11 protein-coding genes and 2 rRNA genes are annotated in these 13,539 nt (G+C 52.3%); 4 read left to right on the forward strand and 9 right to left on the reverse strand.

All coding sequences use genetic code 11. The annotated features are described in order from the left end of the window. Positions 1-93: 93 nt before the first annotated feature. Both glnL and glnG read left to right on the forward strand, forming a co-directional pair. A complete protein-coding gene (gene glnL / locus GVJ63_RS20590; protein ID WP_008926971.1) occupies positions 94-1,143 on the forward strand; it encodes a nitrogen regulation protein NR(II) in 1,050 nt (349 codons plus the stop codon). Positions 1,144-1,150: 7 nt separating this feature from the next. After that, entirely contained in the window at positions 1,151-2,560 is a 1,410-nt protein-coding gene (gene glnG, locus GVJ63_RS20595; RefSeq protein WP_010258440.1) for a nitrogen regulation protein NR(I), read from the forward strand. A 44-nt stretch (positions 2,561-2,604) separates the two neighbouring features. On the opposite strand, the gene hemN is transcribed toward glnG, so the two are convergent. Together hemN and yihI are read right to left on the reverse strand one after the other, a co-directional pair. After that, positions 2,605-3,978: an oxygen-independent coproporphyrinogen III oxidase gene (gene hemN / locus GVJ63_RS20600; protein WP_052271766.1), complete on the reverse strand. Its 1,374-nt coding sequence runs from the start codon at positions 3,976-3,978 to the stop codon at positions 2,605-2,607. A gap of 233 nt (positions 3,979-4,211) precedes the next feature. Further along, positions 4,212-4,736: a Der GTPase-activating protein YihI gene (gene yihI / locus GVJ63_RS20605; RefSeq protein WP_010258445.1), complete on the reverse strand. Its 525-nt coding sequence runs from the start codon at positions 4,734-4,736 to the stop codon at positions 4,212-4,214. A gap of 551 nt (positions 4,737-5,287) precedes the next feature. On the opposite strand from yihI, the gene yihA reads away from it, so the two are divergent. Beyond that, complete coding sequence (gene yihA / locus GVJ63_RS20610; protein WP_010258448.1) at positions 5,288-5,923, forward strand: ribosome biogenesis GTP-binding protein YihA/YsxC; 636 nt, start codon at positions 5,288-5,290, stop codon at positions 5,921-5,923. A gap of 417 nt (positions 5,924-6,340) precedes the next feature. Here the strand turns inward: yihA and polA are convergent, their stop codons facing one another. The 4 genes from polA to GVJ63_RS20630 form a co-directional block, all read right to left on the reverse strand. Then, entirely contained in the window at positions 6,341-9,127 is a 2,787-nt protein-coding gene (gene polA / locus GVJ63_RS20615) for a DNA polymerase I (protein ID WP_159227310.1), read from the reverse strand. 378 nt (positions 9,128-9,505) lie between these two features. Beyond that, entirely contained in the window at positions 9,506-10,135 is a 630-nt protein-coding gene (gene dsbA / locus GVJ63_RS20620; RefSeq protein ID WP_159227311.1) for a thiol:disulfide interchange protein DsbA, read from the reverse strand. Positions 10,136-10,161: 26 nt separating this feature from the next. Continuing rightward, positions 10,162-11,148 carry a serine/threonine protein kinase gene (locus GVJ63_RS20625; protein WP_159227312.1) on the reverse strand — a complete coding sequence of 329 codons (987 nt, stop codon included), beginning with the start codon at positions 11,146-11,148 and terminating at the stop codon, positions 10,162-10,164. Positions 11,149-11,193: 45 nt separating this feature from the next. Continuing rightward, complete coding sequence (locus GVJ63_RS20630) at positions 11,194-11,469, reverse strand: YihD family protein (protein ID WP_003850728.1); 276 nt, start codon at positions 11,467-11,469, stop codon at positions 11,194-11,196. A gap of 44 nt (positions 11,470-11,513) precedes the next feature. Between GVJ63_RS20630 and mobA the strand changes: the two genes are divergently transcribed. Next, entirely contained in the window at positions 11,514-12,119 is a 606-nt protein-coding gene (gene mobA, locus GVJ63_RS20635) for a molybdenum cofactor guanylyltransferase MobA (RefSeq protein ID WP_010258463.1), read from the forward strand. Positions 12,120-12,381: 262 nt separating this feature from the next. Here the strand turns inward: mobA and GVJ63_RS20640 are convergent, their stop codons facing one another. From GVJ63_RS20640 to GVJ63_RS20650, 3 genes are all read right to left on the reverse strand, one after another. Then, a complete protein-coding gene (locus GVJ63_RS20640; RefSeq protein WP_010672113.1) occupies positions 12,382-12,696 on the reverse strand; it encodes a hypothetical protein in 315 nt (104 codons plus the stop codon). A gap of 417 nt (positions 12,697-13,113) precedes the next feature. Then, positions 13,114-13,229, reverse strand: a 5S ribosomal RNA gene (rrf, locus tag GVJ63_RS20645). Positions 13,230-13,440: 211 nt separating this feature from the next. After that, positions 13,441-13,539, reverse strand: a 23S ribosomal RNA gene (locus tag GVJ63_RS20650); the annotation flags it as partial.

Raw genomic sequence — 13,539 nt, forward strand, 5'->3', positions numbered from 1 at the left:
GGATGGGCTTTTTTCTCCGCGAATTCACCGTTCATTCGCCCTCTTTTCGGCTTAAAGACTAAAATGCACCTCTTTAGTGCAGAGGAACGTTGTATGGCAACTGGCTCTCTGCCCGATGCAGGGCAGATTCTCAACGCGTTAATCAACAGTATTTTGTTGGTGGATAACGATCTGGTTATTCATTACGCCAACCCGGCGGCGCAGCAATTACTGGCGCAAAGCTCACGCAAATTGTTCGGCACGCCGTTACCGGAGTTAACCGGCTACTTTTCGCTGAATATCGAGGTGATGCGCGAGAGTCTTGAGGCTGGCCAGGGATTTACTGACAGTGAGGTCACGCTGGTGGTAGATGGTCGCGCGCACATTATGTCGCTGACCGCCCAGCGGTTACCCGATGGCTTAATCCTGATGGAAATGGCGCCGATGGATAATCAGCGTCGTCTCAGTCAGGAGCAGTTACAGCACGCCCAGCAGGTGGCCGCTCGCGATCTGGTTCGCGGCCTGGCCCATGAGATTAAAAATCCGCTGGGAGGATTGCGCGGCGCGGCACAGCTTTTATCCCGCGCCCTGCCCGATCCCTCGCTGAATGAATATACCAAAGTGATTATTGAACAGGCCGACCGGTTGCGGAATCTGGTTGATCGTCTGCTGGGGCCGCAGCAGCCGGGCATGCACATCACGCAGAGCATTCATCAGGTGGCCGAACGGGTGGTCAATCTGGTGTCAATGGAGCTGCCGGAGAATGTTTCGCTGGTACGGGATTATGATCCCAGCCTGCCGGAACTGCCGCACGATCCCGATCAGATTGAACAGGTGCTGCTTAACGTGGTGCGCAATGCGCTTCAGGCGCTGGGCGACGATGGCGGCACCATTATTATCCGCACCCGCACGGCTTTCCAGCTGACGCTGCACGGCACGCGTTATCGGCTGGTGGCACGTATTGATATTGAAGATGATGGCCCCGGCATTCCGGCCCAGCTGCAGGATACGCTGTTTTATCCGATGGTCAGCGGACGCGAAGGCGGTACCGGTTTAGGCCTCTCCATCGCCCGTAGCCTGATTGATCAACATTCAGGAAAAATAGAATTTAACAGTTGGCCGGGACACACCGAATTCTCGGTTTACCTGCCTATTCGCCAGTGAGGTTTCTATGCAACGAGGGATAGTCTGGATCGTCGATGACGATAGCTCCATCCGCTGGGTGCTTGAACGCGCGCTCACTGGAGCCGGTTTGAGCTGTGCGACTTTTGACAGCGCAAGCGAGGTGCTGGATGCCCTCTCAACCAAGACCCCGGACGTTTTACTGTCAGACATTCGCATGCCCGGTATGGATGGCCTGGCGCTGCTGAAACAGATTAAACAGCGTCATCCGATGCTTCCGGTCATCATAATGACGGCGCATTCAGATCTGGACGCTGCCGTCAGCGCCTATCAGCAGGGTGCCTTTGATTACCTGCCTAAGCCGTTCGATATCGATGAAGCGGTTGCGCTGGTCGAGCGTGCTATCAGCCACTATCAGGAGCAGCAGCAGCCACGTAATCAGCCGGTCAGCGGACCCACCACCGATATCATCGGTGAAGCGCCCGCGATGCAGGATGTGTTCCGCATCATCGGACGATTATCGCGCTCGTCGATCAGTGTGCTGATCAACGGCGAGTCCGGTACCGGTAAAGAGCTGGTGGCCCATGCGCTGCATCGCCACAGCCCGCGCACCAAAGCGCCCTTTATCGCGCTCAACATGGCGGCGATCCCCAAAGATTTAATTGAATCAGAACTGTTTGGTCACGAAAAAGGCGCCTTTACCGGGGCGAACCAGATCCGTCAGGGCCGTTTTGAGCAGGCGGATGGCGGCACGCTGTTTCTGGATGAGATCGGTGATATGCCGCTGGATGTGCAGACCCGTCTGCTGCGCGTGCTGGCCGATGGCCAGTTCTATCGCGTTGGTGGCTATGCGCCGGTCAAAGTGGATGTACGTATTATCGCGGCGACCCATCAGAATCTGGAATTACGCGTACAGGAAGGCAAGTTCCGTGAGGATCTGTTTCACCGCCTGAATGTGATTCGTGTGCATCTGCCACCGCTGCGTGAGCGTCGTGAGGATATCCCGCGTCTGGCGCGTTATTTCCTCCAGGTAGCGGCGCGTGAGCTGGGTGTGGAAGCGAAGATTCTGCATCCGGAAACCGAGACAGCGTTAACCCGACTGCACTGGTCAGGTAATGTGCGTCAGCTGGAGAACACCTGTCGCTGGCTGACCGTGATGGCTGCGGGTCAGGAAGTCCTGATTCAGGACCTGCCCGGAGAACTGTTTGAATCCAGTACGCCGGAGAATCCGGTGCAGTCGCTGCCTGACAGCTGGGCAACGCTGCTGGCACAGTGGGCCGATCGCGCTCTGCGTTCCGGTCATCAGAATCTGCTTTCAGAAGCCCAGCCGGAGATGGAGCGCACGCTGCTCACCACTGCGCTGCGTCATACGCAGGGCCACAAACAGGAAGCGGCACGTTTGCTGGGCTGGGGACGAAACACGCTGACGCGCAAGCTCAAAGAGCTGGGCATGGAATAAGCGGTTCAGTACGGGCTGGTGGTGAAGTCTGCCAGCCCGTTTCTTCAGATAACGCGGGAGAACTGCTGCTGACGTGCTTTCTGACGCAGATAGCGATCAAAGCACATGCAGATATTGCGGATCAGTAACCGGCCAATTCCCGTCACCTCCAGCCCCGTAGCGGTTTGTTCCACCAGCCCATCAGCTATCAACGGCTTCAGCAGCGCCAGGTCCTCAGCAAAATAGTCGCTGAAGCGAATGCCCCATTGCGCTTCTGTCGCGGCAAAATTCAGCGAGAAGTTACAAATCAGCGTTTTTATCACGTCCCGACGCAGGCAATCATCGTCGGTTAAGGCGATGCCACGCCACAGGCCATTTCCCTGCTGTTCCACACAATTGTACCAGGTATTAAGGTCTTTCTGGTTCTGCGCATAACTGTCGCCAATCATGCTGATGGCAGAGACGCCAAGCCCCAGCAAATCGCTGTCGCCCTGCGTCGTGTATCCCTGGAAATTGCGATGCAGCTGGCCTTTGCGCTGCGCGATAGCCAGTTCATCCTGCGGCTTCGCAAAGTGATCCATTCCAATGAACTGGTAGCCCTGCTGAGTCAGGGTTGCGATGGTCTGCTGTAAAATATCCAGCTTTTGCTGAGCCGATGGCAGTTCACCCTCTTTGATTTTACGCTGTGCCGCGAACATCGCCGGCAGATGCGCATAGTTAAAGACGCTAAGACGATCCGGGCTCAGCGCCAGTACCCGCTCCAGCGTCCAGGCGAAGCTGGCGGGCGTCTGCAGGGGTAAACCATAGATGAGGTCAATGCTGGTCGAGCTGAACCCCTGTTCACGGGCACGCGCCATCAGCCCGAAAATCACCTCTTCATCCTGTACCCGGTTAACCCGCTCCTGCACCGATTTGTTGAAGTCCTGCACCCCCATGCTCAGCCGGTTGAATCCCAGCGATCGCAGGTGATCAATCACATCCAGCGCAATTTCCCGGGGATCCACTTCAATCGACATTTCGGCATCATCGGCCACGCTGAAATGCTGCTTCAGTAAACCCACCAGCCGGGAAATCTGCGCATTGTCGAGGAAGGTTGGCGTGCCGCCGCCCCAGTGAAGCTGCGTGACCTGACGCTGACGAAACAGCGGCGCACGCTGAATAATCTCCTGCTCAAGCACATCCAGATAGCGATCCGCTTTGTGGCGCTGACGCGTCACTATCTTATTGCAGCCGCAGAAGTAGCAGAGACGATGGCAGAAGGGAATATGGACATAGAGCGACAGCGGACGATCAGGGTAACGCGCCACGGCACGCTGGAAGTCGTTTTCCGCGTACTGCTCGCTGAACTCCAGCGCAGTGGGATAGGAGGTGTAACGCGGGCCGGCATAATTGTATTTTTCAATTAACGCCTGATCCCACTCAATCTGCTGCGATGGCATGCTCACTCCTTCCGGGAACGTCGTCTGAGAGAAGGTCGCGAAGAAGAGGAGACAAAAGGTGAGCGGGATGAGACCCGACGTAAACGTTGCTTCAGACGCGACAGGCGTCGTAGTTTAAACAATAACCACAGCAGATAACATGTCGCCAGCAGCGCGAAAATTGATCCAGGCCAAAACATTGTCGTTTACCTGTTAAGCGCGGCATGCGGATAGCGCATGCCGATCAAATTTGCTTAGTTGCCTTTCAGCAGACGGTACATATCTTCTTCAGCCTGCTCATCTTCGGCATCATCCATCACAATGCCTAACTGCTCCATCAGTTCGTCGATACGATCCAGCGAGGCATCCAGCCAGCCCTGATCTTCAGCCGACAGCGTTTCGCCATTTTCCAGCCGATCCAGCAGCGCATCCAGACGTTCGTCATTTTCCAGCTTCGCCAGCTCTTCTTCTGGTGTCAGACGCACTTTCTTCTCTGCTGCCGGTTTTTCTGCGCTTTTCTTTGGTTTAACGGCGGCGGTTTTTCCTTCAGCGATCAGGGCCACCGGTTTTTTACTCCCGATGCGCGGATCTTTGACGCTGTCCGCCTGACGTCCGCCATTGTTTTCGGACGCCGCCGGATTAGCACGGCTGCCAGATGCATGTCCGCGATGCTTTTTATCACGTTTGCGATCGCGTGCTTCATGGTTGATATCGTCACGCGATTTGCGTTTGGCTTTGACGGCAGGTTTGCCGTTAGCAGCTCGTGCAGGTTGCTTCATAGTATTCGGTCCCGGCTTTTTTTATTCAGTATAGAATTGCGGCGAAATCTAGCAGAAAGTAGACAAAGAAAAAAGGCGACAGCTCAAGCTGTCGCCTTATTTCATACCTTCATAAGAAGGAATCATGTTTTAAATCCTTTTCGGCTCGTAACATCCCGGTTAATCCCGCGCCTGCTCAACTCCTGAGCTATTCCTTATCCCTGTCTGGCCGCATCCCTGACCCTGTTCCATTCCATCGCTCATAACCCTCCTGGTATCCCTGAGCGCATCATCCTGATGTGTGCTGCCGTGCACTGCACACTAATGTAGACCAACTGGTAAAAGCCTCAAGTCAGTGTCAAAAATAGTTAGTTCAAAAAAAGAACGTTTTAAGATAATTGGTTGAATTACATATTTTTTTATTTTTAGTAATTAAAGTAAAAAGCGAAATAACCCGCACCGTGAATGGCAAATCTCTTACAAAGTTTGTTACCGAGATGCGATTGAGCACTTTCGCGTCATAACGCGTATAATCGCCCGCATTGCCTTAATGCGTTTTCTGGAGTGTCACCTTGTCTGAATTGAATTACCACGTTACCCACTTTGTCATGAGCGCGCCGGATATCCGCCATCTGCCTGCCGATACCGGAATTGAGGTGGCTTTCGCTGGCCGCTCGAACGCGGGAAAATCGAGTGCGCTGAATACGTTAACCAATCAGAAGGGTCTGGCGCGTACCAGTAAAACGCCGGGACGTACGCAGCTGATTAACCTGTTTGAAGTGAAAGAAGGTAAGCGTCTGGTCGACCTGCCCGGTTACGGTTATGCCGAAGTCCCGGAAGAGATGAAGCTGAAGTGGCAGCGCGCGTTAGGTGAATACCTGCAAAAACGTCAGGCGCTGAAAGGACTGGTTATCCTGATGGATATCCGTCATCCGCTGAAAGATCTCGACCGGCAGATGATTCAGTGGTCAGTGGAAAGTGGCATTCCGGTGCTGTTGCTTCTCACTAAAGCAGACAAACTGGCCTCAGGTGCCCGTAAAGCGCAGCTCAATGTCGTGCGTGAAGCCGCACTCGAATTTGTTGGTGATGTGCAGGTAGAGCTCTTCTCATCGCTGAAGAAAATCGGCGTGGATAAGGTTCGTCAGAAGCTGGACAGCTGGTTTAATACGCTTGAACCTGCGGTTGAAGATCAGGACGCGGAAGAGTGAGTGGCAACCTTGTGCCGGTGATGCTGACGGTACAAAAAGCCCAATAAAAAACGCCCCAGTCACAGAATGACTGGGGCGGCTAAATTCAGCCAAATCCGATTACGTGAAGTAAAAGGTCTGAAAGATAGAACATCTTACCTCTGTACCCTACGCGACGAACTTTACCTGATTTTCTGTGCGTGACAAAGGCTTTTTTGTTGCTTACTTACATGAAACAGGACTTTTTTTACCATGCACGTCACAAAAATAGCGTTGCGATGTAGTTTAATGACGAAAAAAGTGTTTAGACCATAAGCAGTTAGAAAAGCGTTTTCTCTCAGTGCCAGCGTTAACCACGCTAAACCGGTCAACTAAACGATTTTCTTATACCTGATTCAGGGCCGGTTCTGTTCTTCAGAACCGACCACACGCATCGAATCAGTGGGCTTCATCCCAGTTGTCACCCACACCGACTTCAACCAGTAAAGGTACGTCGAGTTGCACGCTACCTTCCATCAGCGCACGGATTTTCTGGCTCGCCTCTTCAACCGCCCCGGCTTTGACTTCGAACACCAGTTCATCGTGAACCTGCATGATCATTCTGACGGCATTGTCGTTTTGCTGTTCCAGCCAGTTATCCACGGCAATCATTGCCCGCTTAATGATATCCGCTGCCGTTCCCTGCATCGGCGCATTGATCGCGGCACGTTCAGCGGCTTTCCGGCGAATGGCGTTACCGGATTTAATATCGGGCAGCCACAGCCGACGGCCTTCCAGCGTTTCGACATAGCCTTTACTCGCCGCCAGCTGGCGTGTGTTCTCCATATAGCGCAGGACGCCCGGATAGCGTTCAAAGTAGAGATCCATATACTTTTTCGCTTCACCCGCACCGATATTCAACTGACGTGACAGACCAAAGGCGCTCATGCCATAAATCAGACCAAAGTTGATCGCTTTGGCGCTGCGACGCTGTTCGCCGCTGACCTTATCCAGCGCCACGCCAAACACTTCGGATGCCGTCGCGCGGTGGATATCTTCGCCCTGGGCAAAAGCGTCCAGCAATCCTTTGTCCTGAGAGAGATGCGCCATGATACGCAGTTCGATTTGTGAATAGTCTGCCGCCACAATGCGATGGCCTTTGGCCGCTACAAATGCCTGACGGATTCGGCGTCCTTCATCATTACGCACCGGAATGTTTTGCAGATTCGGATCGGCAGAGGATAAGCGTCCGGTTGCGGTGACGGCCTGATGATAAGAGGTATGTACCCTGCCACTGATCGGATTGATCATCAGCGGTAATTTATCCGTATAAGTAGACTTAAGTTTGGATAAGCCGCGATGCTCCAGAATCACTTTGGGTAACGGATAATCAAGTGCCAGCTCGGCTAACACCTCTTCGCTGGTTGAAGGCGCGCCGCCTGGTGTTTTCTTCGTGGGCTTGATGCCCTGTTTTTCAAACAGGATCACCTGAAGCTGCTTGGTGGATGAGAGGTTGAAGGGTTCCCCCGCCAGCTCATGCGCTTTCAACTCAAGCTCAGCCAGTCGGGCCGTCAGCTCTTTCGAATGCTGCGCCAGAATAGACTGATCGATCAACACACCGTTGCGCTCTATGCGCGAAATCACCGTCAGTAACGGCATCTCAATCTGTTCGAAGACTTTTTTCGGGCCCGCTTCTTTCTCCAGCTCTGGCCACATCTTCAGATGCAACTGCAGGGTCACATCTGCATCTTCGGCAGCGTAATGGGATGCCTGCTCTAACGCGATTTGATTGAACGTCAGCTGATTTTTGCCTTTACCGGCGATCTCCTGGAAGGTCACGGTTTTATGGTTAAGCCAGCGAGCGGCCAGGCTATCCATGTCATGTTTGCCCACCACGCTGTTGAGGATATAGGACTCAAGCATGGTGTCGAATTTGATACCGGCCAGTTCAATGTCGTAGTTTTTCAGCACGCCGCGATCGTATTTCAGGTTCTGGCCAACTTTCCATGCGCTCTCATCTTCCAGCAAGGGCTTGAGCTGTGCCAGAACGGTAGCGCGATCCAGTTGATCAGGCGCATCAAGATAGTCATGGGCAACCGGCAGATAGGCGGCTTCACCGGGCGCCACCGCGAAGCTGATGCCGACGATATTAGCGCTTAGGGTATCCAGCGCGTCGGTCTCCAGATCAAACGCAAAGACTTCGCTGTTTTTCAGCTTCTCCAGCCAGCTATCAAAGAGATCCTGATCCAGAATGGTGACATAACCCTCGGTCGGTAACACGCTGCTGGTTTCAACCACCGGGGCCGGTTCATCGGCCTGCGCTTTTTGCGCCTGCGTAGTGCTCTTTTTACCCTGCAGCCATTTACCGTCCTGCAGGTCACTCAGCCAGCGTTTGAACTCGTAACGACTGAACAGGGCCTGCAATGCCTCTGTATCGGGTTCAGTGACTGTGAGCTCTTCACAGGGCAGCGCCAGCTCAACGTCTGTCTTAATGGTCGCCAGCTGATAAGAGAGAAACGCCACATCACGATTCTGCTCAAGTTTGGTCGCCATGGTTTTGGCACCACGAAAGCCGAGATCGGCCACTTTGTCCAGATTGTCATAGATCGTCTGCATGCTGCCCAGCCCCTGCAGCAACGCCTGTGCCGTTTTCTCACCGACGCCTGGCACGCCAGGAATGTTATCAGAGCTATCACCCATCATGGCAAGGAAATCGATGATCAATGCGGGTGGAACACCATATTTCTGCTCAACCTCTTCTGGTCCCAGAATGGTGTTGCTCATAGTGTTAATCAGCGTGATGGCGGGCGTGACCAGCTGCGCCATATCTTTGTCGCCGGTGCTGATCAGCACTGAGAGACCCTTTTTCTCCGCTTCCAGCGCCAGCGTACCGATGACATCATCAGCCTCGACGCCGCTCACAGCCAGCAACGGCAGCCCCATCGCCCGCACCATCTCATGCAGTGGTTCAATTTGTGCACGGAGCTCGTCAGGCATCGGGGGACGATGAGATTTGTAATGCTCAAACAGCTCGTCCCTGAAGGTTTTGCCTTTGGCATCGAACACCACAGCAACGTGACTCGGATTGTATTGCGCCAGCAGGCTTTTCAGCATGTTGAGCACGCCGTACATGGCACCAGTGGGTTCACCTGCACTATTGGTCAGCGGCGGAAACGCGTGATACGCGCGATAAAGGTAGGATGAGCCATCGACCAGAATCAGGGGATTTTCTGCTATTTGCGCCATAAGTCTGTGTAGTCTTCGTTGCTATGAGTTGGGCTATAAGGATGCCACAACCAGGCAGAAATGGTGAACTAAGGCGTGCCACGTCTGGAGTTTTTCACGCTTTTGGGGACAGGATCGCAACGATCGTTCTGTGGATAACTTTGTGCGTAAAAATTATAACGCGCTGTTTTTCAGGAAAATAAATAATCGACACTTGAATAAAAACCATAAATTTCATTGGCTTATTTAATTTCCGTGACCCGATCGCTATTTTTAATAGCGCGATCCCTTGTGTGGATATTAAATTTATGCCCTGGAGATGGACAAAAATTGGCCCGTTGTTCAAAGGCATAAAAAAAACGCCAGCAGAGCTGGCGTTTAACGGGGGTGTGAGGCTGATTACTTCTGGCTTACCAGGAATTTAACCACGTTCGCATAGTCTGCGACGAAATTATCCATAGTGCTGGTATCAAGACCGCCGTTGTTAACCATGTATTTGCCATTCACGAAAATAGCAGGCACACCACGCAGATCAACATCAGCAGCGGCTTTTTGCTGCTGCGCAACCAGCGCTTTTACGGCGAAGCTGTTCCAGGCTGCATCATAGTCCGCCGCAGAGATACCGGCCGCTTTGACAAAGGTCTCTTTCAGACTGGCAGGATCGGTGATGGTCTGCGTTTTCTGAATGCCATCGAAGATCGGTGCTGTCACTTTATCTTCAACGCCCAGCGCCATCGCGACAGCCCAGGCCTGGGTCACGACCGGCCCCAGCTCTCCACCGAGAAAATCGACGTGGTATTTCACCATCTTAGTGTCAGCAGGCAGATTCTTTTTCACCGCGTCATTGACGTGATAAATACGTTCAAACTGATAGCAGTGCGGGCAGAAGAAGGAGAAGAACTCCATCACCTGAGGTTCGCCGGCCACAGGTTTAGGCAGACTCACATATTGTTTACCTTCAGTGAACTGGGCAGCAGATGCGCTGAATGCCAGCACTAAACCCATCAGTGCAAACCAAATTTTTTTCATCGTGAAAAATTCTCCTGACTACGTCATTAATATTGCGGTGTCAGCTGCAGAGGAGGTTCCTGCAACAGCTTCTCCTGCTCGGTAAAGAGTGAAATTTGCCTGCGCCAGAAATCTTCATCTGTCATCCAGGGGAAAGCGCGCGGAAAAGCGGGATCCTGCCAGCGTCGGACAACCCAGGCCAGATAATAAACCATGCGCATGGCGCGTAAAGGTTCAATCAGTGACAATTCATTAATATCAAAATCACTGAACTCACTGTACGCCTCCAGCAGTATATCCCATTGAATACGCTGTTCCTGACGATCGCCGCTGACCAGCATCCAGAGATCCTGCACGGCCGGGCCATTACGGGCATCATCCAGATCGACAAACAGCGGTCCGTCACGCCACAGGATATTACCCGGATGGCAGTCGCCATGTAATCGTAGCGGCTGCCACGTGGTGTGCCACTGTTGTTGCAGCGTGTTTCCCAGCTTATCGATAGCCTGTAGCAGTGCGACTTTAAGCGATGCAGGCACTAACAGAGAGTGCTCCAGCACCTGCCGGGGTTCATGCAGATATTCATCCAGACCGATGGCAGGCCGATGCCTGAACAGCGCTTTACGCCCGGTCTGATGAATGCGGCCCAGGAAGCGGCCTACCCACTCCATCTGATCTTCGTTGTCTGTCTCATATTGCCGTCCGCCCAGGCTGGGGAATACGGCAAAGAAGAAGCCAGCGTGACTGTGCAATGTCTCACCCTTTAACCGCAGCGGCGCCGCGATGGGCACTTCGTCAGCCAGCAGATCAAGTGCGTACTGATGTTCTTCAGCAATCTGTTCGGCACGCCAGCGCTGTGGGCGATAAAACTTCGCAACATAGCGGCGTTTTTCGTCGTCGCTGAATTGATAAACCCTGTTCTCATAGCTGTTCAGGGCTGTCAGACCCGATTCGACGCGAATTCCTGTTTCCCAGAGCGCATCAAGCAACACGTCGGGATTCAATGTCTGGAAGTTAAAAGCAGCGTCGCTCATCATGTTACCTGTAGTTGCCCTTGCAAATAGCAGCCAAGGATAACACTACTCGTCCTGTTTAATGACACCCCGTGCGCGGAGCAGTGCTGTTTTGAAATCAACTTCATAGTCTTTTTTCAGGCCTGGGATCTCATCATCGCTGGCTGAATCACGCATCTTGAGATGGTAAATTAATACATCATCGGTTAATTCACTTAACGGGCCACGGAAACCAGATTCCTGAGCCAGTTTCTGCAAAAATGTGACCAGATTAAGATCAGGCTCTTTTTGCCAGGCGGGTTGCAGCAACGCGATTAACTCGTTTAAACGATGGCATTTCATTCAGATTTCTCCTTTCACAGTGCGTCATCAGCGAGGGCACAGTCATGACAATATTAACCGGCATCATTCTGGCCGGTGGTCAGGGCCGCCGTATGGGTGGTCAGGACAAAGGGCTAGTACAGCTGGATGGCAGGCCGCTTTATCAGCATGTCCTTGAACGGCTCAGGCCACAAGTCGACATTGTCATGATTAATGCGAATCGTAATATTGATCGCTATCAGTTAAGCGGATGTCGGGTTATTCAGGATGTTTTTGATGATTATCCCGGTCCGCTGGCCGGTATCTACAGTGGGTTGCGTGAGATTGAAGGGGAATGGGCGGTATTCAGCGCCTGCGACACCCCCGCTATCCCGCTCAACTTCGTGGAGCGGCTGATGCAACAACGAGGCGATGCCCCCGCAGTGTGGGTGCGCTCACAAACCCGGGATCATCCTACTCTGGCGCTTATTCATCGCGATCTCCGTACGCCACTCGGTGAATACTTGCAGGCTGGTGAGCGTCGCCTGATGCAGTTCCTGCGCGATCAGGGTGGACATGCGGTGCTGCTGGATGATGATGAATCGCTATTCCTGAATGTGAATACGCCTGATGACCTTAGGGACTATCCTGCCGGCAATATGCCGGACGGAAATGGTCGTCAGCCAGCATAATGTAAAGTCCAGTAGCAGAAGATCCAGCCCGATAGTAACAATTAACGGGACGTCCTTATTTTTGCAAAAAAAAGAGCTTTTTTATCTCTGGATGACGATGGCTACAGTTATTCGTGGAATAAGAGTCGCTGAGCATTCTCAGCCATTGCAACATCGGATGACTGATTACCAGTAAAATAGCTTCAGACAGGGATAGAGAAAAAAGGGGCAGCACGCCTGATATTTAAAATGGCAGGTGATGCCCCGGACGATCAGAGCATTATCAGCCAGCGTTCAAAATATTTGTCCAGACTGAATCTGCGCGTGCCATTGAATCAGCAGTACCTTCCGCAGCACCGACTACCAGACCAAAAACAACGCCCCAAATGCCACCAAACAGGCCGCCTAAAACACCCTGTGCTGGAGCCAGGATTCCACTGGTTACGCCATTAGTATTAGCAGAGATGTTCCAGCCCGCCCATGCAACGCCCATTCCGCCAGCAAACATTCCGATAACTGCACCACCGATGCTGTCTAAGATCCCAGTAGAGGCGGCACCTGATACTAATTCTGTTTCAGCAACAGTTAGTTCTTTCATTTTAATCTTCCTTAAATTAGTTAATGCTCAATAGAAATCCATCGGAGACATTTAATTAAATGTCGAAATTAGTTTCAATCAAGCACTAAAAAATGTAAATAGAATAAAATCCATTCATTCTAAATGCTATGCGTTAGCCCTGTTAGCAGGTTTATTATCATATTAGCTTAATAAGTTGGTAACTTATTAAGCTATAAATTTCAAAAACTTTGTATCTGCTAGTCTTTATTTTATATTTTGATCTAATGATCATTATAGTTTCCGGTGTTTATCAGGCTACTGGTAATTCAAAAAGGAAATGGAGGAACCTGGAGGCTACCGGAGCAGGCTTACAGGTCAAGTTTTCAACTTAACGTGGCAAAGTGCAGACGTAAAAAAGCCCCGCACTTTCGTGCGGGGCTTCTTCACTTATTTAATGCCTGGCAGTTCCCTACTCTCGCATGGGGAGACCCCACACTACCATCGGCGCTACGGCGTTTCACTTCTGAGTTCGGCATGGGGTCAGGTGGGACCACCGCGCTAAAGCCGCCAGGCAAATTCTTTGTGCTCTGTCCTGTGTCTTTTGTGCTGATGCTGCGTTGGCCGCCCTCGCGCTACTCCGTCACATACTTCAGTATGCTCCTTCGTATCGCTCGGTTGCCGCCTTGCCTCAGCGCAAAATCCTTCGGACTTCAGTCCGCAGGACACAACTGTATCCGGTTAACAAGCTGAAAATCTGTCTCTCAAAAACGCCTCTGGCGTTGTAAGGTTAAGCCTCACGGGTCATTAGTACCGGTTAGCTCAACGCATCGCTGCGCTTACACACCCGGCCTATCAACGTCGTAGTCTTCAACGTCCCTTCAG

This window comes from Pantoea sp. 18059 (assembly GCF_902706165.1).
GTDB classification, from domain to species: Bacteria; Pseudomonadota; Gammaproteobacteria; order Enterobacterales; family Enterobacteriaceae; genus Pantoea; species Pantoea agglomerans.

Coding starts and splice junctions, on each gene's coding strand:
- glnL (WP_008926971.1), top strand. CDS start 94: ATGGCAACTGGCTCTCTGCCCGATGCAGGGCAGATTCTCAACGCGTTA.
- glnG (WP_010258440.1), top strand. CDS start 1,151: ATGCAACGAGGGATAGTCTGGATCGTCGATGACGATAGCTCCATCCGC.
- hemN (WP_052271766.1), bottom strand. CDS start 3,978: ATGCCATCGCAGCAGATTGAGTGGGATCAGGCGTTAATTGAAAAATAC.
- yihI (WP_010258445.1), bottom strand. CDS start 4,736: ATGAAGCAACCTGCACGAGCTGCTAACGGCAAACCTGCCGTCAAAGCC.
- polA (WP_159227310.1), bottom strand. CDS start 9,127: ATGGCGCAAATAGCAGAAAATCCCCTGATTCTGGTCGATGGCTCATCC.
- dsbA (WP_159227311.1), bottom strand. CDS start 10,135: ATGAAAAAAATTTGGTTTGCACTGATGGGTTTAGTGCTGGCATTCAGC.
- GVJ63_RS20625 (WP_159227312.1), bottom strand. CDS start 11,148: ATGAGCGACGCTGCTTTTAACTTCCAGACATTGAATCCCGACGTGTTG.
- GVJ63_RS20630 (WP_003850728.1), bottom strand. CDS start 11,469: ATGAAATGCCATCGTTTAAACGAGTTAATCGCGTTGCTGCAACCCGCC.
- mobA (WP_010258463.1), top strand. CDS start 11,514: ATGACAATATTAACCGGCATCATTCTGGCCGGTGGTCAGGGCCGCCGT.
- GVJ63_RS20640 (WP_010672113.1), bottom strand. CDS start 12,696: ATGAAAGAACTAACTGTTGCTGAAACAGAATTAGTATCAGGTGCCGCC.